This is a genomic window from Streptomyces aureoversilis, from assembly GCF_042657885.1.
Lineage (GTDB): Bacteria > Actinomycetota > Actinomycetes > Streptomycetales > Streptomycetaceae > Streptomyces > Streptomyces aureoversilis.
This window is the reverse complement of the sequence record NZ_JBHSKJ010000006.1, coordinates 67069-89703: the sequence shown is the minus strand read 5'-3', so window position 1 is coordinate 89703 and position 22635 is coordinate 67069. Positions and strand designations below refer to the sequence as shown.

The 22635-nt window shown below is 72.5% G+C and carries 22 protein-coding genes; 10 read left to right on the top strand and 12 right to left on the bottom strand.

Annotated features, from left to right (window positions below):
• Positions 1-43: 43 nt before the first annotated feature.
• The gene (locus ACFPP6_RS12445) at positions 44-526 is read right to left on the bottom strand and encodes a carboxymuconolactone decarboxylase family protein (protein WP_382040351.1); all 483 of its coding nucleotides are present in this window, start codon (positions 524-526) and stop codon (positions 44-46) included.
• A gap of 47 nt (positions 527-573) precedes the next feature.
• Here ACFPP6_RS12445 and pdxR point away from each other — a divergent pair, with 47 nt between their 5' ends.
• The 3 genes from pdxR to ACFPP6_RS12430 all read left to right on the top strand — a co-directional run bounded on the left by pdxR (position 574) and on the right by ACFPP6_RS12430 (position 3835).
• Positions 574-2052: a MocR-like pyridoxine biosynthesis transcription factor PdxR gene (pdxR, locus tag ACFPP6_RS12440; protein WP_382040348.1), complete on the top strand. Its 1479-nt coding sequence runs from the start codon at positions 574-576 to the stop codon at positions 2050-2052.
• Positions 2053-2280: 228 nt separating this feature from the next.
• Positions 2281-2643, top strand: coding sequence for a hypothetical protein (locus tag ACFPP6_RS12435; protein WP_382040345.1), 363 nt, complete (start codon positions 2281-2283; stop codon positions 2641-2643).
• Positions 2644-2647: 4 nt separating this feature from the next.
• On the top strand, positions 2648-3835 hold the full coding sequence (locus ACFPP6_RS12430) for a glutathionylspermidine synthase family protein (RefSeq protein WP_382040343.1): 1188 nt from the start codon (positions 2648-2650) through the stop codon (positions 3833-3835).
• Positions 3836-3850: 15 nt separating this feature from the next.
• On the opposite strand, the gene ACFPP6_RS12425 is transcribed toward ACFPP6_RS12430, so the two are convergent.
• From ACFPP6_RS12425 to rocD, 3 genes are all read right to left on the bottom strand, one after another.
• On the bottom strand, positions 3851-4417 hold the full coding sequence (locus tag ACFPP6_RS12425) for a DUF4865 family protein (protein WP_382040340.1): 567 nt from the start codon (positions 4415-4417) through the stop codon (positions 3851-3853).
• Between the two features lie 24 nt (positions 4418-4441).
• Positions 4442-5044, bottom strand: coding sequence for a TetR/AcrR family transcriptional regulator (locus ACFPP6_RS12420; RefSeq protein WP_382040337.1), 603 nt, complete (start codon positions 5042-5044; stop codon positions 4442-4444).
• 102 nt (positions 5045-5146) lie between these two features.
• Entirely contained in the window at positions 5147-6352 is a 1206-nt protein-coding gene (rocD, locus tag ACFPP6_RS12415) for an ornithine--oxo-acid transaminase (protein WP_382040334.1), read from the bottom strand.
• A 124-nt stretch (positions 6353-6476) separates the two neighbouring features.
• On the opposite strand from rocD, the gene trpS reads away from it, so the two are divergent.
• From trpS to ACFPP6_RS12400, 3 genes are all read left to right on the top strand, one after another.
• A complete protein-coding gene (gene trpS, locus ACFPP6_RS12410) occupies positions 6477-7490 on the top strand; it encodes a tryptophan--tRNA ligase (RefSeq protein WP_382040332.1) in 1014 nt (337 codons plus the stop codon).
• A gap of 133 nt (positions 7491-7623) precedes the next feature.
• A complete protein-coding gene (locus ACFPP6_RS12405) occupies positions 7624-8211 on the top strand; it encodes a 2'-5' RNA ligase family protein (RefSeq protein WP_382040330.1) in 588 nt (195 codons plus the stop codon).
• 49 nt (positions 8212-8260) lie between these two features.
• Positions 8261-9136, top strand: a complete 876-nt coding sequence (locus ACFPP6_RS12400; protein ID WP_382040327.1) for a YihY/virulence factor BrkB family protein — start codon at positions 8261-8263, stop codon at positions 9134-9136.
• Between the two features lie 46 nt (positions 9137-9182).
• On the opposite strand, the gene ACFPP6_RS12395 is transcribed toward ACFPP6_RS12400, so the two are convergent.
• On the bottom strand, positions 9183-10388 hold the full coding sequence (locus ACFPP6_RS12395; RefSeq protein WP_382040324.1) for a D-alanyl-D-alanine carboxypeptidase family protein: 1206 nt from the start codon (positions 10386-10388) through the stop codon (positions 9183-9185).
• Positions 10389-10749: 361 nt separating this feature from the next.
• On the opposite strand from ACFPP6_RS12395, the gene ACFPP6_RS12390 reads away from it, so the two are divergent.
• Positions 10750-10962: an SCO4848 family membrane protein gene (locus tag ACFPP6_RS12390; protein ID WP_382040998.1), complete on the top strand. Its 213-nt coding sequence runs from the start codon at positions 10750-10752 to the stop codon at positions 10960-10962.
• Positions 10963-10997: 35 nt separating this feature from the next.
• On the opposite strand, the gene ACFPP6_RS12385 is transcribed toward ACFPP6_RS12390, so the two are convergent.
• Positions 10998-12551 (bottom strand): ABC transporter substrate-binding protein, encoded by a 1554-nt coding sequence (locus ACFPP6_RS12385; RefSeq protein WP_382040321.1) that lies wholly within the window; start codon positions 12549-12551, stop codon positions 10998-11000.
• Between the two features lie 81 nt (positions 12552-12632).
• Complete coding sequence (locus ACFPP6_RS12380) at positions 12633-13412, bottom strand: alpha/beta fold hydrolase (RefSeq protein ID WP_382040318.1); 780 nt, start codon at positions 13410-13412, stop codon at positions 12633-12635.
• Positions 13413-13474: 62 nt separating this feature from the next.
• Here ACFPP6_RS12380 and ACFPP6_RS12375 point away from each other — a divergent pair, with 62 nt between their 5' ends.
• The gene (locus ACFPP6_RS12375; protein ID WP_382040315.1) at positions 13475-13870 is read left to right on the top strand and encodes a MerR family transcriptional regulator; all 396 of its coding nucleotides are present in this window, start codon (positions 13475-13477) and stop codon (positions 13868-13870) included.
• Positions 13871-13971: 101 nt separating this feature from the next.
• Here the strand turns inward: ACFPP6_RS12375 and ACFPP6_RS12370 are convergent, their stop codons facing one another.
• The 5 genes from ACFPP6_RS12370 to ACFPP6_RS12350 all read right to left on the bottom strand — a co-directional run bounded on the left by ACFPP6_RS12370 (position 13972) and on the right by ACFPP6_RS12350 (position 18165).
• Positions 13972-14730, bottom strand: coding sequence for a succinate dehydrogenase iron-sulfur subunit (locus ACFPP6_RS12370; protein ID WP_382040312.1), 759 nt, complete (start codon positions 14728-14730; stop codon positions 13972-13974).
• The gene (sdhA, locus tag ACFPP6_RS12365; protein WP_382040309.1) at positions 14730-16484 is read right to left on the bottom strand and encodes a succinate dehydrogenase flavoprotein subunit; all 1755 of its coding nucleotides are present in this window, start codon (positions 16482-16484) and stop codon (positions 14730-14732) included. Before sdhA ends, ACFPP6_RS12370 begins: the two co-directional genes overlap by 1 nt.
• Before the next feature lie 20 nt (positions 16485-16504).
• The gene (locus tag ACFPP6_RS12360; RefSeq protein WP_058045913.1) at positions 16505-16981 is read right to left on the bottom strand and encodes a succinate dehydrogenase hydrophobic membrane anchor subunit; all 477 of its coding nucleotides are present in this window, start codon (positions 16979-16981) and stop codon (positions 16505-16507) included.
• 8 nt (positions 16982-16989) lie between these two features.
• A complete protein-coding gene (sdhC, locus tag ACFPP6_RS12355) occupies positions 16990-17370 on the bottom strand; it encodes a succinate dehydrogenase, cytochrome b556 subunit (protein WP_382040306.1) in 381 nt (126 codons plus the stop codon).
• A gap of 231 nt (positions 17371-17601) precedes the next feature.
• Entirely contained in the window at positions 17602-18165 is a 564-nt protein-coding gene (locus tag ACFPP6_RS12350; RefSeq protein WP_382040303.1) for a 2-oxo-4-hydroxy-4-carboxy-5-ureidoimidazoline decarboxylase, read from the bottom strand.
• 203 nt (positions 18166-18368) lie between these two features.
• On the opposite strand from ACFPP6_RS12350, the gene ACFPP6_RS12345 reads away from it, so the two are divergent.
• The gene (locus ACFPP6_RS12345; protein ID WP_382040300.1) at positions 18369-20006 is read left to right on the top strand and encodes a beta-N-acetylhexosaminidase; all 1638 of its coding nucleotides are present in this window, start codon (positions 18369-18371) and stop codon (positions 20004-20006) included.
• 242 nt (positions 20007-20248) lie between these two features.
• Positions 20249-22336 (top strand): glycosyltransferase, encoded by a 2088-nt coding sequence (locus tag ACFPP6_RS12340; protein ID WP_382040298.1) that lies wholly within the window; start codon positions 20249-20251, stop codon positions 22334-22336.
• The last annotated feature ends 299 nt before the right edge of the window (positions 22337-22635 follow it).

Below are 22635 nucleotides of genomic sequence, written 5' to 3'. Positions count from 1 at the left end.
CCGTACCCCCGTGGACGGCGCCGCTCCCGCGTGCAAGGGAGGGTCAGGCGGAGTACGCGCCCGGCGCCAGGCCCGTCGTCACGCCGATCCGGTTCCACGCGTTGATGGTGGTGATCAGCGCGATCAGGTGGGCGAGCTCCTCCTGGGGGAAGTGCTTCGCCGCCCGCTCGTAGACCTCGTCGGACACGCCGGAGGGCAGCAGGGTGACCGCCTCGGTCAGGGCGAGCGCCGCCTGCTCCTTCTCCGTGTAGAAGCCGGCCGCCTCCTCCCACGCGCTGAGGAGGTGGATGCGCTCCTCGGTCTCGCCCAGGCGGCGGGCGTCCTTGGTGTGCATGTCCAGGCAGAAGGCGCAGTGGTTGAGCTGCGAGGCGCGGATCTTGACCAGCTCGATGAGGGAGGTCTCCAGGCCCTTCCGGGCGGCCCGCTCCAGGCTCAGCATCGCCTTCTGGACCTCGGGGGCGACCTCGTGGAGCAGCATGCGGGGGGCGTGGTGGTGGGTGGTGGTCTGTGCGGTCGCGTTCGTCATGCCTACGACACTAGGCCGGGGGCAGCCCACAGGTATGGTCCATTCCTATGGAGAAAACATGGGCCACTTCGGGGGGCGGGCCGGAGGCCGTCCCGGGGGCTGCGGAGGCGTTCCCGGGGGACGGTGCCGGGGCGGGCGTGGACTTCCACCTGGACCTGAGCGGGCCGGGCGGCGTGCGCGCCTCCCTCATCCGGGCCCTGCGCGAGGCCGTCCGCAGCGGCCGGCTCGCGCCCGGCAGCCGGCTGCCCTCCTCCCGTACGCTCGCGGCCGACCTCGGCCTGGCGCGGAACACGGTGGCCGACGCGTACGGGGAGCTCGTCGCCGAGGGCTGGCTGACGGCCCGTCAGGGCTCGGGCACGCGGGTCGCCCGGCGGGCTGCCGCGCGGGCTCCCGAGCGCCGGACGCCGCCCGTGCGGACGCCGCCGCGGCCCGTCTACAACCTGCGCCCCGGCACCGCCGACGTCTCCGCCTTCCCGCGCGCCGCATGGCTCGCCGCGGCCCGCCGGGCCATGGCTGCGGCCCCCAACGACGCGTTCGGGCACGTCGACGAGCGGGGCCGGATCGAGCTGCGGACCGCCCTCGCGGGCTACCTGGCGCGGGCACGCGGCGTGCACGCGGACCCGGAGCGGATCGTGGTGTGCTCGGGGTTCACGCAGGGGCTGGGGCTGGTGAGCCGGGTGCTGCGGGAGCGCGGGACGCGGGAGATGGGGGTGGAGGAGTACGGGCTGTGGTTCCACCGGGAGGCGCTGGAGCGGGCGGGGCTGCGGTGCCTGCCGATGCCGCTGGACGAGCAGGGCGCCGACGTCGGCGTGCTGGAGGGCGGCAAGGCGGCCGTCCGGTCGGTGCTCATCACCCCGGCGCACCAGTTCCCCACCGGCGTGCCCCTGCACCCCGACCGGCGCGCCGCGGTCGTCGACTGGGCGGCCCGTACCGGCGGGACGATCCTGGAGGACGACTACGACGGCGAGTTCCGCTACGACCGGCAGCCGGTGGGCTGCCTGCAGGGCCTCAGCCCGGAGCGCATCGTCTACTTCGGCACCGCGAGCAAGGCCCTCGCGCCGGGCCTGCGGCTCGCGTGGATGGTCCTGCCCGAGCACCTCGCCGGCGAGGTGCTGGCCCACAAACGGGCGGGGGAGTGGAGCTCGGGCGCCCTGGAGCAGCTGACGCTCGCGGAGTTCCTCACGTCCGGGGCGTACGACCGTCACGTCCGCGCGATGCGGCTGCGGTACCGGCGGCGGCGCGACCGGCTCGTGGAGGTCCTCGCCGAGCGCGCCCCGCACATCAAGGTCACCGGCATCGCGGCGGGCCTGCACGCCGTCCTCGAACTCCCGCCGGGCACGGAGCACCCCACCCTGCAGGCCGCGGCGTGGGAGGGCCTGGCCCTGGAGGGCCTCTCCCGCCTCCGCTGCACCCCGCCCCCGGACTCCGCCCCCAGCGGCCTCATCGTCGGCTACGGCACCCCGCCGGACCACGCGTTCCCGGGCGCGCTGGAGGCGCTGCTGAGGGTTTTGCCGCCGGCGGAGTGAGGCGGTCGGGCGGCGGCGGTTTCACGGCCTGGCTCGAGGGCACCCCCGTCGGCGGCCGCGTCCCGAGAAGCATCGTCCGGCTGCAGGCCGCCCCACCGTCCGCCGGGCAGGAGCGCCCCTTAGGGTGAGTGGCCTCATCGCACGTGAGTGCGGGAGTGAAAACTGCTGGCGACACAGCAGACGAACCACCAGAACCACCAGAAGCAGAACATGACGGGGGTCATCTGCATGACGGAAAAGACGGGCAGGACACGGCGCAGGCTGCGCTCGTCCACGGTCGTCCTCGGCGGGATGGGCGCGCTCGCCGCGGCCCTGACCTCCTGCGGCTCCGAGCCGGACAAGCGCTGCGTCGACCCGAACAGCTACGACGTCGCGCGCGGCGGCTACCGGGTCGTCGACTCCAAGGCCTGCAAGAGCAAGGGCGGCGGCAGCGGGAACGGCGGCGGCAGCGGCGGCAGCAGCTCGGCGGGCCGCTGGTACTACGGCTCGGACAAGTCCGGCGGCTACGCCGAGAGCGGCACCTTCAGCAAGAGCCAGGCCGCCGACCGCGGCGGCTTCGGCTGCTCGAACTCCGGCTCCGGCGGCGGCTGACCGGATGCGCCGCCACCGCACCGAGCCCCGCCCCGGCTGGCAGGCCACCGTCGAGGAGCAGGGCGTGATCTACCCCCTGACCCGCCTCCCCGACGGCACCCTGCGCCCGTACTGGGACGAGAGCGCGTACTACTCCTTCACGCTCGCCGAGGTCGAGGAGCTGGAGGAGACGGTCGCGGAGCTGCACGGGATGTGCACGGCCGCGGCCGCGCACATCGTCGAGCACGACCGCTTCGCCGACCTCGGCCTCACCGACCCGGCGCTGACCGCCCTGATCGCCGAGTCCTGGCGCCGCCGCGACGAACTCCCCTCCGTCTACGGCCGCTTCGACCTGCGCCACGACGGCGGCGGCCCGGCCAAGCTGCTGGAGTACAACGCCGACACGCCCACCTCCCTGGTGGAGGCGGCGAGCGCCCAGTGGTTCTGGATGGAGGACCGCTTCCCCGGCCTCGACCAGTGGAACTCCCTGCACGAGCGCCTCGTCGACGCCTGGAAGCGGCAGGCGCCGCTGCTGCCGCCCGGCACGCCGCTGTACTTCGCGCACTCGGCCGGCGACGAGCTCGGCGAGGACCTGATGACGGTCGCCTACCTGCGCGAGACCGCCGAGCAGGCCGGCCTGGACACCCGGGCGATCTCCATGGAGAACATCGGCTGGGACCCCCTCTCCGGCCGCTTCGTCGACGAGCGGTACGCCTTCATCCGCTCCTGTTTCAAGCTCTACCCGTGGGAGTGGCTGACGACCGACCGCTTCGGCCCCAACGCCCTGGACACCCTCGACAACGGCGGCGGTACGGGATCCACGCTGTGGATCGAGCCGGCGTGGAAGATGCTGCTGTCCAACAAGGCGCTCCTGGCGATCCTGTGGGAGCTGCACCCGGGCCACCCCAACCTGCTCCCCGCCTACCTCGACGGCCCGCGGGAGCTCGCCCGCGGCGGCGGCTGGGTCGCCAAGCCGCTGCTGGGCCGGGAGGGCGCCGGCATCACCGTCCACGCGGCGGGCACGGACCCGGCGCCGAGGGACGAGCCGTGCTGCTACCAGCAGCTGTGCCCGCTCCCGGACTTCGACGGCAACCGCACGGTCCTCGGCGCGTGGGTCGTCGACAGCGAGCCGGCCGGGCTGGGCATCAGGGAGTCGGCGGGGCTCATCACCGACGAGTACGCGCGGTTCGTCCCGCACGTGATCGACGGCTGAACCGCCCGCGGGCGGTCAGAGCTCCGGCGCGGACAGGTGCAGCACCTCGTACCGCTCGGTGACGTCCTCGTCGTCCGGGACGGCCTCCTGCCACAGCACGAAGCGCAGCAGCTGCCAGTGGTGCGGGTCGACGGCGAGCGCGGCCGTGTGCACGCCGTCGTGCCCGGCGGCCAGTTCGCGCAGCGCCGCGGTCTCCGCCGCCACCGCTTCGGCCAGCCCCTCGGCGGGCAGCTGCGTCAGCCGCCGGGACGCGGCCCGCGGCACCGCACCCCGCGCGGGCCCGGCCTCACGGGCGACCCCGGCCCAGTGCCGCACGACGGGCCGCCCGAAGTCCCGCACGACGCCCTCGAACCCGCCCCCGCCGACGAGGAAGCGGTTCATCGCCGCGGTGTCGTTCCACAGGTAGAACGGCGCGTACTGGTTGACGGGCGACCCGTCCACGCCGCGCTCACGGATGACGTAGGCCTTCAGGGCCAGGCCGGCCCGGTCGTCGAGGGCGTGGCCGCGCGTGGCGACGCGGTCGCGGATGATCCCCATGTCGTAGCCGGCGGGGAGAGTGATCTCGTACTGCTTCGCGTACACGGTGCGTTGTGCCTTTCGCGTGTTTCAGGCCGCGGACCGCGCGGCGAGGAGTGCGAGCACCCCGTCGACGGCCTGCTCGAAGGGCGCCGCCGAACCGGCGGCGCGGGCCAGGACGTAGCCGCCCTGGAGGACGGCGACGACGGTCGCGGCGGTGACCTCCGGGTCGAGGCCCGCGGACAGCTCACCGCGCCCGACGCCCTCCGCGAGCACCTCGGCGAGCCGGCCCCGCAGCCACACGAACGTCTCGTCCACCGGCGCCCGCAGCCCGGCGTCGGCCATCACGTCCGGATCCTGCGTCAGCCGCCCGACGGGGCACCCCTTGAGGACGTCGCGCTCGCGGCGCAGATAGGCGGTGATCCGCTCCACGGCGGTGCCCGGCCCGCCGAGCTGCTGCTCGGCCTTGCCGCGCATCTCCTGCGCCGTCCGCCGGATCGCGGCCAGTGCGAGGCCGGGCTTGCCGCTGAAGTGGTGGTACATGCTGCCCTGCCCGGCTCCGGCGCGCTGCTGGATGGCCTTGGGGCTGGTGCCGACGTAGCCGCGCTCCCACAGCAGCTCGCGGGTGCTCTCGATGAGGCGTTCCGAGGTGGCCGACGTGTCCGGGGCGTCCGGGGCGTCCGAGGTGCTCATGGAGCGAGTGTACATACCAGTAGGTACAGAAGATCGACTCCTGGATGCGAAGGAGGGGCCGGCGCGCACGCCGGCCCCTCCTTCCCCTCGCGCCCGCTCCGTTCAGGAGCCCAGCACCGCCCGCAGCTGGTCCAGGCCCCAGTCCAGGTCCTCCTTGCTGATCACCAGCGGCGGGGCGATCCGGATCGTGGACCCGTGGGTGTCCTTGACCAGCACGCGCCGCTCCATCAGCCGCTCCGAGATCTGCCGCCCCGTGCCGTGCGACGGGGCGATGTCGATGCCCGCCCACAGGCCGCGACCGCGCACCGCCTCCACGGCGCCGCCGCCCACCAGCAGGCCCAGCTCCTGGTGGAGGTGCTCGCCGAGCTCGGTGGCCCGCTGCTGGAACTCGCCGGACTTCAGCATCGTGATGACCTCCAGCGCCACCGCGCAGGCCAGCGGGTTCCCGCCGAAGGTCGAGCCGTGCTCGCCGGGCCGGTACACGCCGAGGACCTCCCGGGAGGCCACCACGGCGGACACCGGCACCACGCCGCCGCCCAGCGCCTTGCCCAACACGTACATGTCGGGGACGACGTCCTCGTGGTCGCACGCGAAGGTTCTGCCGGTGCGGCCCAGCCCGGACTGGATCTCGTCCGCGATGAACAGCACCCCGCGCTCGGCGGTCAGCCGCCGCACGCCCGGCAGGTAGCCGGCCGGCGGCACGAGCACGCCCGCCTCGCCCTGGATGGGCTCCAGCAGCACGGCGACCGTGTGGTCGTCCACGGCCTCCTCCAGCGCGGCCAGGTCGCCGTAGGGGACGATCTCGAAGCCCGGCGTGTACGGGCCGTAGTCCGCCCGGGCCTCCTCGTCCGTCGAGAAGCTGATGATCGTGGTGGTGCGGCCGTGGAAGTTGTTGCCCGCCACGACGATCTTCGCCCGGCCGTCCGGCACGCCCTTGACCTTGTACCCCCACTTGCGGGCGGTCTTCACGGCCGTCTCGACCGCCTCCGCGCCCGTGTTCATGGGCAGCACCATGTCCTTGCCGCACAGCGCGGCGAGCTCGGTGCAGAACTCGGCGAAGCGGTCGTGGTGGAAGGCGCGCGAGGTCAGCGTCACCCGATCGAGCTGCGCCTTCGCGGCGTTGATCAGACGCCGGTTGCCGTGGCCGAAGTTGAGCGCGGAGTACCCGGCGAGCATGTCGAGATAGCGCCGCCCCTCGACGTCCGTCATCCAGGCGCCCTCCGCGTACGCGACGACGACCGGCAACGGATGGTAGTTGTGCGCGCTGTGGGCCTCGGCGGCGGCGATGCTGCGTTCCGTGGAAGTCACCGTGTGCTCCGTTCGTGTACGGGCATGCGTGTGCGGGCATTGCTGTGCCCCCTGTTCCACCTTTCTACTACTCGCGGCCCCACCGTCGGACGGAGTCGGGCACCGCACCTGAGAGAATGTGCGCATGGCCCTCGATCGACCGCGCGCTCTCTCCGGTATCCAGCCCACCGCAGGCTCGTTCCACCTGGGGAACTACCTCGGTGCCGTCCGCCAGTACGTGGCCCTGCAGGAGACCCACGACGCCTTCTACATGGTGGTCGACCTGCACGCGATCACCGTGCCGCAGGACCCGAAGGAGCTGCGGGCCAACACCCGCCTCGCCGCGGCCCAGCTGCTCGCCGCCGGCCTCGACCCGGAGCGCTGCACCCTCTTCGTGCAGAGCCACGTCCCCGAGCACGCCCAGCTCGGCTGGGTCATGAACTGCCTCACCGGTTTCGGCGAGGCCTCCCGGATGACCCAGTTCAAGGACAAGTCCGCCAAGCAGGGCGCCGGGGCCACCACGGTCGGCCTGTTCACCTACCCGATCCTCCAGGTCGCCGACATCCTCCTCTACCAGGCGGACGCCGTCCCGGTGGGCGAGGACCAGCGCCAGCACATCGAGCTCACGCGCGACCTGGCCGAGCGCTTCAACGGCCGCTTCGGCGACACCTTCACCCTCCCGGCCGCGCACATCGTCCGCGAGACGGCGAAGATCTACGACCTGCAGGACCCGTCGGCGAAGATGAGCAAGTCGACGGCGAACCCCAAGGGCCTGATCAACCTCCTCGACGAGCCCAAGGTCTCCGCCAAGAAGATCAAGAGCGCGGTCACCGACACCGACACGGTGATCCGCTTCGACCCGGAGAACAAGCCCGGCGTCAGCAATCTGCTCACCATCTACGCCACGCTCACCGGTACGGGAATGGCGGATCTGGAGCAGAAGTACGAGGGCAAGGGCTACGGTGCGCTCAAGACCGACCTCGCCGAGGTCATGGTGGAGTGGGTGACGCCCTTCCGCGCCCGCACGCAGGAATATCTCGACGACCCGGAGACGCTGGACTCTGTCCTGGCGAAGGGCGCCGAGAAGGCCCGCGCGGTCGCGGCGGAGACGCTCGCCCAGGCGTACGACAAGGTGGGCTTCCTGCCCGCCAAGCACTGAGGGCGGCCGGGCCACCGGAAGCGCTCCGGGCCCCTGGTCCCGGCCCGTACGGGACCAGGAGCTCTGGCACGGGGTGTGGCACAGCCGTCACACTGGCCACGGAGACATACAGGCGCACAGGAGGGAGAACGCAATGGGGACCGTAACGCTCGGCGTTTCGATCGCGGTCCCGGAGCCGTACGGCAGCTTCCTCCAGAAGCGCCGCGAGGGCTTCGGGGACCCGCACGCGCACGGCATCCCCACCCACGTCACCCTGCTGCCGCCCACCGAGGTCGACACCTCGTCCCTGCCCGCGATCGAGGCGCACCTCGCCCGGGTCGCCGCCGAGGGCCGGCCGTTCCCCATGCGCCTGTCCGGCACCGGCACCTTCCGCCCCCTCTCGCCCGTCGTCTACGTCAACGTGGTCGAGGGCTCCTCCTCCTGCGCCTGGCTGCAGAAGCGCATCCGGGACGCCTCCGGGCCCGTCGCCCGCGAGCTGCAGTTCCCGTACCACCCGCACGTCACCGTCGCCCACGGCATCGCCGAGGAGGCCATGGACCGGGCCTACGCGGAGCTCGCGGGCTTCCGGGCCGCCTGGACCATCGACTCCTTCGCCCTCTACGAGCAGGGCGAGGACGGCGTGTGGCGCCTGGAGCGCGAGTATCCGTTCGGGGAGGGGGAGGGGACGGCGCCGGCCGTCCCCCAGCAGACCGGCGCACGACCCCCCGCGCCTTCGCGTTAGCGCAGCTCCGCGCGGGCTTATCCCCACCTCGGGGTGGTAGACGTACGCCATGGAATGGCTGACGCGGCTCCCCGGCATCGGGCCCCTGATCACGCGCCTCATGCGGACCCACGTGTGGCGCTCCTACGAGACCCTGGACCGGGTGAAGTGGACCAGGCTCGCCGCCGCGATCACCTTCACCAGCTTCGTGGCCCTCTTCCCCCTGCTCACCGTGGGGGCCGCCGTCGGCGCGGCCCTGCTCAGCGAGGAGCAGATGCGGGACCTGGAGCGGCGGCTCGCCGAGCAGGTGCCCGGGATCTCCGGCCAGCTCGACCTCAGCAGCCTCGTCGACAACGCCGGCACGGTCGGGATCGTGGCCGGAGCGCTGCTCCTGTTCACCGGCATCGGCTGGATCGGCTCGCTGCGGGAGTGCCTGCGCGCGGTCTGGGAGAAGGAGGAGAGCCCCGGGAACCCCGTCCTGCTCCGGCTCAAGGACGGGGGGCTGCTCCTCGGCCTCGGCGGCGTCGCGCTGCTCTCCCTGGGCAGCTCGGCCTTCGCCTCGGCGGCCGTGGACTGGGTGGCCACCAAGGCCGGGCTGGACGGCATCGGCGGGCTGCTGACCGCGGCCGGCTTCTGCATCGCCGTCCTCGCCGACTTCCTGCTGATGCTCTACGTGCTCTCCCGGCTGCCCGGCGTCCTGCCCCCGCGGCGCCGCCTCCTCGTCGGCGCGCTCCTCGGGGCGGTCGGCCTGGAGCTGCTGAAACTGCTGCTCGGCGGCTATCTGCGCGGGGTGGCGGCGAAGAGCATGTACGGGGCCTTCGGCACGCCCGTCGCCCTGCTGCTGTGGATCAACTTCATGGCGAAGCTGGTGCTGTTCTGCGCGGCGTGGACGGCCACGCCGACGCCGGGCGAGCCGCCCCGCGAGAAGGACCTCATGGAGGACTGAGGCCGGTCCGGCGGAATGCGGAACCGCCGGACCGGCGACGTACCGGCTAAGCCCTCGGGCCGCGCCGCCGCACCAGCTCCGGCAGCGGCCAGCGGCGGTGCACCACGAACGCTCCGGCGGCCAGCGCCACCAGCGCCCCGCCCGTGATCCCCACGGCCGTCCACATCCCGCCGGAGCCCGTGCTCGCCACCGACGCCTGCGTGCTGCTCCCGCCCCTGCCGGTGCCGTCCTTGCCGCCCGCGGCGCCTCCCTTCGGGGGAACCAGCATGCCGACCGGCTTGACGTGCCCGGCCGCCTCGAAGCCCCAGTCCAGGAGCCGCGCGGTCTCCTTGTAGACCTCGTACTGCTCCTGGATCTCCGGGTTCATCACCGTCACCAGCAGCTTGCGCCCGTCGTGCTGGGCGACGCCCGTGAAGGTGTTGCCCGCATTGGTCGTCGAGCCGTTCTTCACCCCGGCCATGCCCTTGTACGGCATGCCGTTCGGCATGCCCTCGCCCGTCAGCAGCCGGTTCGTGTTGACGATGCCGAAGCTCTCGCGCGGCTTGCCCGGCTTCTCCTCGCCGGGGAACTGCGCCGACACCGTCGAGCAGTACTCCCGGAAGTCCGCCTTCTGCAGCCCCGAACGGGCGAACAGCGTCAGGTCGTACGCGCTGGAGACCTGCTCGTCCGCGTCGTAGCCGTCGGGGGTGACGACGTGGGTGTCCAGCGCCTGCAGATCCTCGGCGTGCGCCTGCATGTCCTTCACGGTCTTCGGGATCCCTCCGTTCATGGACGCGAGGACGCGCACCGCGTCGTTGCCCGAGCGCAGGAACACGCCCAGCCACAGGTCGTGGACGCTGTACGAGGATCCCTCCTTCACCCCCACGGCGCTGCTGCCCGCGCCCATGCCCTCCAGGTCGGAGGGCTCGACCCGGTGCGTCTTCGTCCGGGGCAGCTTCGGCAGCACCGTGTCGGCGAAGAGCATCTTCAGCGTCGAGGCGGGCGGCAGCTGCCAGTGCGCGTTGTTCGCGGCGAGGATCTCGCCCGACTCCGCGTCCGCCACGAGCCAGGAGCGGCCGCTGAGGTCCTTGGGCAACTGCGGCGCGCCCGGGCCGAGCTGCACCTGCGGGCCCGGCCGGCCCAGCATCTCGCCGCCCACGGTGGACATCCGGGCGGGCGGCCTGCGGGGTGCGCTCCGGCCGATGCCCTTGTCGTCGTCCTGCACGGCGGTCGCGCCCCCGGGGGCCCGGACGCCCGAGGGGCTGGGGCTCACGCTCGGGCGGCTCGGGGTCGGGGAGGGCGTGGGATCGGCAAGGGCGGGGGCGGCGGTCGTCAACGGGACGATCAAAGAGGCGGCGGCCGCGAGCGCGGCCCCGTGACGTCGTCGCGTCGCGGCGGCCCGCGTGGGGCGTGATGTCGTCGTCGGCACGTTCGTGAAACTACCCCGCCACCTGGGGGTTCCAGTCGCCGCCTCACTGGCTCGGATGACGGCCGGGGACCCGATAGGACTAGTGCGCTGACCCGAACGCATACTGAAACCCATGCCGAGCACTACGTCCGACGCCGCGCCCGCCGCGCCCGGGGCCTCCGCCGCCCCCGGCCCCGCCGTCCTCTCCCGTCCCGTCTCCTGGTTCCTGCTCGCCTTCGGCGCGTGGAGCTGGGTCATCTGGATCACCTTCGCGAAGAATCTGTGGAAGGACGGCAGCGGTCTCGCCTTCGACGACGCGGGCGACCCGACCGCGTACTTCTGGGTGCACCTCGCGCTCGCCATCACCTCGTTTCTTCTGGGGACGGCCGTGGGGCTGATCGGGTTGCGCGGCGTCAGGGCGCTGCGGCGCAGCTCATAGCGGCCCGCCGGGGCGCACGCCGGGACGCCGGGCCGTCAGAGCCGCCCCAGCTCCCAAAGGCGCCACTGCCCGGTCCCGTCGGAGAGGTACTGCGTCCCCGAGACGGACGCGCTGCTCAGGACGTAGTCCTTCTTCTGCCACAGGGGCAGCACGGGGACGTCCTGGGCGATGAGGTCCTGGATGGCCCGGAAGTCCTTCGAGACGCCGCTGCGCCGGGAGCTGTCCTGCGTGGCGGCGATGAGCTGCTCCACCTTCGGATTGGCGTAGCCCGTGCGGAAGGAGGAGGAGCGGCCCACGAGCGGGGTGGTGAAGTTGTCCGGGTCGGGGAAGTCGGCCAGCCAGCCGACGCAGTACGCGTCGTAGGCGCCCCGGGCGTAGCCCTGCCGGAACTCCGTCCACTCCACGTTCCGCGTGGTCACCTCGAACAGCCCGGTGCTCTCCAGCTGTCGCTTGAGCAGCGCCGCCTCCTCGTCCGTGGCGGCGCCCTGCGAGTACGCGAGCGTGAAGCGGACGGGGGTGGTGATGCCGGCGCGGCTCAGGAGGGAGCGTGCGGACTCGGGGTCCGGCTGGGGGTTGAGGTCGAAGAACGAGGTGGTGTGGCCGGTGAGGCCCTGGGGGATGAGGGAGTACAGCGGTTCGACGGTGCGGCGGTGGACGTCGCGCGCGAGGGCCTCGCGGTCGACGACGGCGGCGATGGCCCGGCGGACCGGTAACTGCTTCAGCGGCGAGCCCTCGCGCAGGTTGAAGAACATGGAGCGGGTCTCGGAGCCGGCGCTCTCCATCAGCTTCACGCCCGTGTCGGACAGGGAGTGCGCGGCGATGTCGGACGGCGGCATCAGCCGCCCGGCGACGTCCAGGGAGCGCTGCTTCCACGCCTTGCTCATCGTGGCCGAGTCCCGGAAGTAGTGCACGGTCACGTCGCCGCCCCTGTGCTTCACGGCGCCCTGGTAGTTCTTGTTGGGCCGCAGCTCGGCCAGGGAGCGCGGGCGGTAGCTCTTGAGGGCGTACGGGCCGGAGCCGTCGGCCTCGGTGCCGGTGCGCAGCCTGTCGGCCGGGTAGCGCGAGCTGTCGACGATGGCGCCGGCGCCGGTGGCTATCTTGAACGGGAAGGTGGCGTCCGGGACCCGCAGCCGGAAGGTGACGGTCCGTCCGGTGGTGCCGACGGACTCCAGGGTGTCCAGCAGCGACTGCGGCCCCTGGGGCGACTTGATCCGCAGGATCCGGTCGAAGGAGAACTTCACGTCGTCGGCGGTCAGTTCGCGCCCGTTGCCGAACTTCATGCCCTCGCGGAGCTCGCACCGGTAGGTACGTAAGTCCTTGCCCTGGAAGCCGCACCGGTCGGCCGCGTCCGGCACGGGGGATCCCGTGCCGGGGGAGTAGGTCAGCAATGACTGATAGAGGTTGCTGAACAGCGCCCAGGAGCCCGCGTCGTAGGCGCCGGCGGGGTCGAGGGAGGTGACGGTGTCCGTGGTGCCGACGGTGATCGGCCCCTGGTCGTCGTCCCCCGGCGAGACCAGCCGGCACCCTCCCGTCCCGCCCGCCAGCAGCACCGCAGCCACCACGGCCGCCCCCGCCCGAAGCCCACGCATCCCCGCGCCCCCTCCGCCCAGTGATGCGCCTCACTCAAACACAGGAACGGCCGTACGTCAGGGAAACCGGCCAAGTGATCGTCAGAGTTCCTTGCGGGCAAGGAAGTCGAGGATCAGCTTCTCCCACTCGCGCGGCTTCTCGGCCATCGGGATGTGCCCCGTCTCGATCTCCGCGTACTCCGCGCCGGGGATCCCGTCCGCCAGGAGGCGGGAGTTGGCGGGGGAGACGAGGGTGTCCTGCAGGGTGGCTATCACCAGGGTCGGCACGGAGATGCCCGCCAGGTGGGGCCGGGTGTCGGCGGTCGCCACCACGGCGGCCTGCTCGGCGGCTCCGGCCGGGACGCCCGCGGCGATCAGGTCCAGGAAGGCCGGCACGTGCTCGGCGGGCACGGCGTTGTAGAAGTCCTCGCCGAAGCCGGACAGGACGATGAACCGGGCGAAGGCCTCGACGTCGCCGTTCGCGAGGAAGTGCTGCCAGAGGTCCAGCGAGGCCAGCGTGCGGTTGTCCGGCCGGGCCAGCCCGGCCGTCAGGACCAGCCCGCGCACCCGGTCCGGGTAGCGGGCCGCCGTCCGGACGGACACCAGGGTGCCCAGCGAGTAGCCGAGGAGGGTGAAGGTGTCGAGGCCCGCCGCGTCGGCGGCGGCCACGATCCCGTCCACGAGGCCGTCCAGGGTCAGCCGCTCCGCGCGGGGCGTCGCACCGGAGCCGGGGTAGTCGGGGGCCACCACGGTGTGGTGCTCGGCGAGGGCCGGGAGGATCGGTGCGTAGTTGCCCTCGATGCTGCCGCCCGCGCCGTGCGCGAGGAGGATGCCGGGGCCGGAGCCGGTGACGGTGGTGGCGAATGCGGGAATCTGTGTCATGGGCAAGAGGTTGCCGTATGACATCAGTGTCAAGGTCAAGTCCTGATGGGGGAGAACCGCACATGCGCATCGGAGAGCTGTCACGCCGTACCGGAGTGAGCCCCCGGCTCCTGCGCTACTACGAGGAGCAGGGCCTGCTCGGCTCCGAGCGGGACGCCAACGGCTACCGCAGGTACCGGCCGGACGCCGCCGAGCGCGTCGGCCGCATCCGCGAGCTCCTCGACGCCGGCATGACGACGGAGACCATCCGCACGCTCCTGCCCTGCGCCCAGGGCGGCCCCGGCCTGCTCGCCTGCACGCACTCCGTCCGGGCCGTCGACGACCAGCTCGCCCGGCTGGAGGAGCAGATGGACGGGCTCCGCCGCCGCAAGGAGGCGCTGCTCGGCGTGGCCGAGGCGATGGACGCCCGGCGGCGCGAGGACGAGGCGCTCGCCCTGCAGGCCCTGCGCTCGGCCTGAGCCCGGGCACGCGCGGCCGGCGGCACGGCGAAGGCCGGGGCCCCGCTCCTCCCCGAAGGGGGAAGCGGGGCCCCGGCCGTAGCCCGGAAGCGGACCGCAGGTCAGAAGCGGCGCGTGATGAGCGCCCGCTTCACCTCCTGGATCGCCTTGGTGACCTCGATGCCACGCGGGCAGGCGTCCGTGCAGTTGAACGTCGTGCGGCAGCGCCACACGCCGTCCTTGTCGTTCAGGATCTCCAGGCGCTGCTCACCGGCCTCGTCGCGCGAGTCGAAGATGAAGCGGTGGGCGTTGACGATCGCCGCCGGGCCGAAGTACTGGCCGTCGTTCCAGAACACCGGGCACGAGGACGTGCACGCGGCGCACAGGATGCACTTGGTGGTGTCGTCGAAGCGCTCGCGGTCCTCGGCGGACTGCAGGCGCTCGCGCGTCGGCTCGTTGCCCTTGGTGATCAGGAAGGGCATCACGTCGCGGTAGGCCTGGAAGAACGGCTCCATGTCGACCACGAGGTCCTTCAGGACCGTGAGGCCCTTGATGGGCTCGACCGTGATCGGCTTCGACGGGTTGAGGTCCTTGATCAGCGTCTTGCACGCGAGGCGGTTCTTGCCGTTGATGCGCATCGCGTCGGAGCCGCAGATGCCGTGCGCGCAGGAGCGGCGGAACGTCAGCGAACCGTCGACGTCCCACTTGATCTTGTGGAGACCGTCGAGGACCCGCTCCTTGGGGTCGATGTCGACCTCGAAGTCCTGCCAGGTGACCTCGTCCGAGACCTCCGGGTTGAACCGGCGGATGCGGAAGGTGACCTTGATGTAGGGAGAGGCCGCGGAGTCGGCCTCGACCTTGTCGAGAGTCGCGGTGCTCATCAGTACTTACGCTCCATCGGCTGGTAGCGGGTCTGGACGACCGGCTTGTAGTCGAGGCGGATCGAGTCCTTGCCCTCCGCGTCGACCTCGCGGTACGCCATGGTGTGGCGCATGAAGTTGACGTCGTCGCGGTTGGGGTAGTCCTCGCGGTAGTGACCACCGCGGGACTCCTTGCGCGCGAGCGCGGACACGGCCATCACCTCGGCCAGGTCGAGCAGGTTGCCCAGCTCGATGGCCTCCAGCAGGTCGGTGTTGAAGCGCTTGCCCTTGTCCTGGACGGACACGTTCTGGTAGCGCTCGCGCAGCTCGGCGATCTTCTCGACGGCCGTCTTGATGGTCTGCTCGGTGCGGAAGACCATGACGTTGGCGTCCATGGTCTCCTGCAGCTCCTTGCGGAGCTCGGCGACCCGCTCCTTGCCGGTGGAGTTGCGCAGCCGCTCGACCTGCTCGGCCACGAACTGCGCCGGGTTCTCCGGCAGCTCGACGTAGTCGGCCTTCGCCGAGTACTCCGCGGCGGCGATGCCCGCGCGGCGGCCGAAGACGTTGATGTCGAGCAGCGAGTTGGTGCCCAGGCGGTTGGCGCCGTGCACGGACACGCACGCGACCTCGCCGGCGGCGTAGAGGCCGGGGACGACGGTGTCGTTGTCGGCCAGCACCTCGCCCTCGACGTTGGTCGGGATGCCGCCCATGGCGTAGTGCGCGGTGGGCTGGATCGGGATCGGGTCCGTGTAGGGCTCGATGCCGAGGTAGGTGCGCGCGAACTCGGTGATGTCCGGGAGCTTGGCGTCCAGCTGCTCCGGCGGCAGGTGGGTGAGGTCGAGGTAGACGTGGTCGCCCTCGGGACCGCAGCCGCGGCCCTCGCGGATCTCCGTGTAGATGGAGCGCGAGACGACGTCACGGGACGCGAGGTCCTTCATGACCGGCGCGTACTTCTCCATGAAGCGCTCGCCGTCCTTGTTGCGGAGGATGCCGCCCTCACCGCGGGCGCCCTCCGTCAGCAGGATGCCCATGCGCCAGATGCCCGTCGGGTGGAACTGGAAGAACTCCATGTCCTCCAGCGGCAGGCCGCGGCGGTAGCAGGCCGCCTGGCCGTCGCCCGTGAGCGTGTGGGCGTTCGACGTCACCTTGAAGAACTTGCCGGTGCCGCCGGAGGCGTAGATGACCGCCTTCGCCTGGAAGATGTGGATCTCGCCGGTGGCCAGCTCGTAGGCGACCACGCCGGCCGACTTCTTGACGCCGTCGACCTCGGTGATCAGCTGGTCCAGGACGTAGAACTCGTTGAAGAACTCCACGCCCTCCTTGACGCAGTTCTGGTACAGCGTCTGGAGGATCATGTGGCCGGTGCGGTCCGCGGCGTAGCAGGACCGGCGGACCGGGGCCTCGCCGTGGTTGCGGCTGTGACCGCCGAAGCGGCGCTGGTCGATGGTGCCGTCCGGGGTGCGGTTGAACGGCAGGCCCATCTTCTCGAGGTCGAGGACCGCGTCGATGGCCTCCTTCGCCAGGATCTCGGCGGCGTCCTGGTCGACCAGGTAGTCACCGCCCTTGATCGTGTCGAAGGTGTGCCACTCCCAGTTGTCCTCCTCGACGTTCGCGAGGGCGGCGGCCATGCCGCCCTGGGCGGCGCCGGTGTGGGAGCGGGTGGGGTAGAGCTTGGTGAGCACCGCGGTGCGGCTGCGCTTGGTCGACTCGATGGCCGCGCGCATGCCGGCGCCGCCGGCGCCGACGATGACGGTGTCGTACTTGTGGATCTTCATGGTGTCGTCAGCCCCGGGCTCTAGCGGATGTTCGGGTCGAAGGTGAAGATCACCAGCGTGCCCAGCAGGACGGTGAACACCGTGGCCGCGTACAGCAGGTTCTTCAGCCAGAAACGGGTCGTCGCGCGCTCCGCGTAGTCGTTGATGACCGTGCGGAGGCCGTTGGCGCCGTGGAGCATCGCGAGCCAGAGCATGACCAGGTCCCAGGCCTGCCAGAACGGCGAGGCCCAGCGGCCGGCCACGAAGGCGAAGCCGATCTTGCTGACGCCGCCGTCGAGGACGAGCTGGATCAGCAGGTGGCCGAGGACCAGGACGACCAGGACGATGCCGGACAGCCGCATGAACAGCCAGCCGTACAGCTCGAAGTTGGTGCGGGTCGTCTTCGGGGTCTTCTTGGTGCGCTTGCGGGGCGCTTCGATGACCGGGGCCGGGTTGTCGACGTCGTAGAGGGAGACGTCGGCCGCGGCGGCGGTGGCGGGGGTGGTTTCAGCAGACATTTCGCGACTCAGCTCCCGAACAGCGTGCGCAGCGTGTGCTGGAGCACGGGGTAGAAGGCGCCTGCCATGAGCACAGCCCAGATGGTGACGACCCACCACAGCATCTGCTTCTGCTTCCGCGGTCCCTTGGACCAGAAGTCCACGGCGATGATGCGGAGGCCGTTGAGCGCGTGGAAGAGGATGGCGGCGACGAGGCCGTACTCCATCACATTCACGAGGGGCGTCTTGTACGTCGCGACGACCTCGTCGTACGCCTCGGGGGAGACGCGGACGAGAGCGGTGTCCAGGACGTGCACGAACAGGAAGAAGAAAATGAGGACGCCGGTGACTCGGTGAGCCACCCAGGACCACATGCCTTCCCGGCCGCGGTACAGCGTTCCAGCCGGCACGGAAAACCCTCCGGGAGCGGGGATCAGGGCCTGCCGGCTTCTCTGTCGGTCGGGCCCGGCCGGGTACGGTCCACCGGCCCTGGCCATCGTAGCGACGCCTTGTCGGTTCGGCGTCCCGGGGTCCGCAGGTGTGATCAAACAGGCATGTGCACGCCCGTCAAGGGCCGGACGGGGTGACTCCGGGGGGAATTACGCACCCGGTCTGGCCTGCGACGTCCGGCCGAATGGGTGTTATGTCCCGCACGGCCGGGCGGTACGCGGCCGCATGGGCGGGGTGTCCGGAGCCAGCCGGGTGAGCCGGCCGCGGGCGAGCCGGGCGAGCTCCGCGGCGGTGACGGCGGCCTCCTGGGCAGGGGTGGAGGCGAGCCGGGCGCGCAGGGCGGCCAGGGCGCGGTCCAGGGCGTCCTCCGGACGGCTGCCGTCCAGGCACAGCACGAAAACATGGCCGAATCTGGCCTCGTAGGCGGCCTGGGCCTGGCGCAGTGCGCCGCGGGTCGCCTCGGTCGCGCCGGGGCCCGTGAGGAGGTGCTGGGGGACGGTCTCGTCGGCGAGCGCCTCGGCCAGATCGGCGGGGGCCAGGCCGCGGGCGGCGTGCTCCGCGGTGTTCAGCAGGGTGCGCAGGTCGGGGTAGGGGCGCAGGTCGGCGAGGCGGCGGGCCCAGCGGCGGCTGCCGCAGCAGGCGAGGAGGGCGGCCTCGGCCGCGCCGGGCGCGGCGGAGTTGAGCCGGTCGAGGCCGTGGCGGTCGAGGCCGTACAGCGTGATCTCCGAACCTCCGGCAGCTGGACCCGGCGGCACCGGGCGGGTGAGGAGTCAAACCGGGCCGCCACCGTAGCGATGCTTCTCGGCCACCGTCCGGCGGATGGATGAATTTCATTCGGACGAGGGCGGATTCCGGTACGCGGTGGACATGGGCGGAACGCCCCGTGGGGAAAGAGGACTACCTTCGCCCCATTCAGGCCGAAAGAGCCGTGAAGACTCCGGAAGAGGAGGCTTGCTCCATGGGACTGCGCCTCAGGATGACCAGAGCGTCGGCCGTCCGGGGGACCGTCTGCGCCGGCGTCCTCCTCGCCACCATGACCCTGATGGGCTGCCCCCGTGAAACCGGCACCCGGCCGGGCGGGGACGACTCGCGTTCCCCCGGGGCCTCCGCCACGACCTCCGCCGCCCTGACCAGCTCACCCGCCCGCCGGTCCCCCGCGCCGGCCCCCGTCCCCGCCGGAGTCCCCCGCGCCATCCCCGCCGTCCGCTCGGCCGAGGCCGCCACCGGCCCCGGCTGGCGGCCCACCGAAGGCGCCCGCGTGGTCGCCTCCGGCCCGCTCGCCGACGAGGGACGGCGCCTGGCCGGCGAGCTCAGGCTCGGCTACGCGGCCGGCCCCGCCCGCCCCGGCGACGTCGAACTCGTCCAGCGCCCCGGCACCGGCCAGGGGCCGCTCGCGGCCGAGGCCTACGAGCTGACCGCCCGCGACGGCAAGGTGCTCGTCGCCTCGGCGGGCGAAGCCGGAGTGTTCTACGGCACGCGCACCCTCCTCCAAGCCGTGCGCTCCGGCGGCGGGCTCCCCGAAGGCGTCGTGCGCGACGCCCCCGACCGCGCCCAGCGCGGCCTCCACCTCGACATCGCCCGCAAGCACTTCACCGCCGAGTGGATCGAGGCCCGGCTGCGCGAGCTGTCCGCCCTCAAGCTCAACCAGCTCGCCCTGCACTTCTCCGACGACCAGGGCTTCCGCATCGAGAGCGACTCCCACCCCGAGGTCGTCTCCCCGCAGCGGCTGACCAAGGCCGAGGTCCGCCGGATCGTGGCCCTCGCCGAGTCCCTGCACATCACCGTCATCCCGGAGATCGACTCGCCCGGTCACCTCGGCGCCGTCATCGCCGCCCACCCCACGCTGCAGCTGCGCGACGCCGCCGGCAAGGCCGCCCGCGGCGCGGTCGACATCGCCAACCCCGACGCCGCCCGCATCGTCGACGACCTGCTGCGCGAGTACGCCCCCCTCTTCCCCGGCGCGTACTTCCACCTCGGCGCCGACGAGTACCGCGCGCTGATGGCCAAGAACCCCGAGGCCTCCTACCCGCGCCTGGCCGCCCGCGCCCGCGAGAAGTACGGGCCGCGCGCCCGCGTCCAGGACCTGGCCACCGGCTGGCTCAACGACCGGGCCGCCCTCGTGCGCACCCTCGGCAAGAAGGCCAAGGCCTGGAACGACGGCTTCTTCCGCGGCGGCGTCGTGACCGCGAACAAGGACATCGAGGTCGAGTACTGGACGGGCAAGGAGATCGGCGCCCGGCCGCCGCAGGAGTACCTGAACGAGGGGCGCAGGGTCGTCAACCTCAACGACGAGTACCTCTACTACGTCCTCGGCCAGCCCAACCAGTTCGTCTACCCCACCGGGCAGCGGATCTACGAGCAGTGGTCGCCGCCCGTGCTGCGCGGCACGGCGCCCGTACCGGGGCAGTCCGGCCCCGACCGGGTGCTGGGCGGGCGGCTCGCCGTCTGGTGCGACCGGCCCGAGGCGCAGAACGCCCAGCAGGTCGCCGACGGCATCCGGCTGCCGCTGGCCGCGGTCGCCCAGCGCCTGTGGGACGCCCGCCGGCCGACGATGCCGTGGCAGGACTTCGTGAACCTGGACGCGCGGGTCCGGTAGGGAGATGCGCGGGCCGGTAGGGAGACGCGCGGGCCGGCAGGGAGCGGGCCGGCAGGGAGCGGTCCGATAGGGAATCGCCCGCCGCAACGGCGCGCACCACGACGCCGGCGGCCCGGCGGAACGCGAGGTCACCGCCCGCGGCGCCGGCCGTGCGGCGAGCGGGGCGCAGCCCGGTACGTGCGGCCCGGCCGTCCGAGGGCCTAACCTCCGGGAGGAAGCACGCGCATCTGAACGAGGGCCCGATGAAGATCGAATTCCTGCTGCACAACGCGTACGGCATCGGCGGCACCATCCGCTCGACCGTCAACCTCGCCGCCGCCCTCGCGGACCGGCACGAGGTCCGGATCATCAGCGTCAACCGGCCCGTGGACGTCCCCGAGCTGGACATCGACCCGCGCGTCCGCCTCACGCCCCTGGTCGACCTGCGCGAGGGCACCGACGGCGACGAGTACGAGGCCCCCCTCAACCAGCAGGCCAGCGAGATCTTCCGGGACGAGCGCATCGACAACGGCCGGATGGCCGCGACGGCCCTCACCGACCAGCGCCTGCGCGAGCACCTCGCCGGCACGGACGCCGACGTCGTCATCGCCACCCGCCCCAAGCTCATCGGCTACCTCGCGAAGTACGGCTCCGACCGCTACCTGCGCCTGGGCCAGGAGCACCTCACGCACGAGGCCCACGTCCCCGAGCTGCACGCCGTGATGGACCCGGCGATCGCCGCCCTGGACGCCTTCGCCACCGTCTCCGAGGCCGACGCCGGGCACTACCGCGAGGCCCTCCCCGGCGCCCGCGCGCGCATCCTCTCCATCCCCAACGCCGTCCCCGCCCCCGTCGCGGAGCCCTCCGACGGCGCCTCCCGGCTGATCGTCTCCGCCGGCCGCCTCGTCGCCGTCAAGCGCTACGACCGGCTCGTCGCCGCCTTCGCCAAGGTCGCCGCCCAGCGCCCCGAGTGGCACCTGCGCATCTACGGCCGCGGCCCCGCCAAGGCCAAGCTGCGCAAGCAGATCGAGGAGCTCGGCCTCTACGAGCGCGTCACCCTCATGGGCGCCCGCTCGCCCATCGAGACCGAGTGGTCCAAGGGAGCCGTCGCCGCCGTCGCCTCCGACGCCGAGTCCTTCGGCATGACGATCGTCGAGGCCATGCACGCGGGCCTGCCGGTCGTCGCCACCGACTGCCCCTACGGCCCCCGCGAGATCCTCACCGACGGCACCGACGGGATGCTCGTCCCGCTGGGCGGCCCGGAGGGGGAGCAGGCCGCCGTCGACGCCTACGCCGACGCCCTGCTGAAGATCACCGGGGACGCCGCGCTGCGCGCCCGCCTCGGCGCGGCCGCCCGCGAGACCGCCCGCCGCTACGAGCCCGCGCGCATCGCGGCCCGCTACGAGGAGCTGTTCGAGGAGCTGCGCCCGGGCTCCACCACGACCCCCGAGAAGAAGAAGGGCCTGTTCGGCGGCCTGTTCGGCGGCGGCCGCAAGAAGCAGGCGGCCGTGGCCGCCCCCGCCCCCGGCGGGACCGCCCACCCCGAGGCCCGCTGCGCCGTCGCGGCCGACGGCTCCCTGGTCGTCCGCCTGCACACCGAGCAGCTCACCGCCGCGGACACGCACCTGCTGCTGCGCCACCGCGGCACCAAGGGCAAGGAGTCCGTGCGCGTGCCGCTCCCCGCCCGCCGCGAGCCCGGCACCTGGGTCGAGGCCCGCCTCGACCGCGCCGCGCACACCCTGCCCGAGGGCCGCTGGGACACCTACGCCGAGCGCTCCGGCGACAAGTCGCGCCGCCGCCTGACCGCCGCCCTGGTCGAGCAGAAGGCCCTGCTCGGGCTGGAGCTCGCGCAGAGCGCCGCCGGGGTCGCCGCCGCCGTGCCCTACGAGACGAGCGACGGCTTCCTCGCCGTGCGCACCTGGCTGCGCCCGCAGCACGCGGAGGCCACCGAGGTGCAGGTCGGCGCGGACGGCGTCCGCATCGCCGTGCGCACCTACGGCACCTCCCTCGGCGAGGGCGCCGAGCTCGTCGCGCGGCTGCGCCACGGCGACGGCTCCGCGGCCGACGTGCGGGTGCCGCTGGAGAACGGCTCGGGGACCCTGCCCTACGAGCCGATGCAGCAGCGGCAGAAGCCGGACGAGGAGCAGGACCTGTGGGACCTGTGGGCGCGGCCGCGGGCGGGGGCGGCGCTGGTGCGCGTCGGCCGGATCGCCGGTGACTTCGCCGACCGCAAGGGCATCGACACCTTCCCGGGCGCCGTGCGCGGCGAGGTGCGGCTGCGGCCGTACTTCACGGTGACCAACGACCTGACGATCACGGTGAAGGACGTGGCGCAGGAGGACGCGGCGTAGGCGCCTTCCCGAAGCGGGGGCGGCGGGGCGGGCCCGGTACGGAGGACGGCCGGGGCCGCCACCCCCCACAGGAGAGGCCCCGACCGCCGTCCGGTGTGGACCCTGGTGGGGCCCACACCTCCTACAGCGCCGCAGGCCGTCAATCCGTCACACTGTCATACCGGGGTGCCGGAGACCCTTTCTGGACGAAGCCGGGTTGCTGCCCGTAACGTGCGGGTCCGCGCCGCTCGGCGTGCGCCTCTCGCTTGTCGTCCCAGTGGCCGGGTCCGGGCAAACCGGATGAACGGGAAAATCGGTCA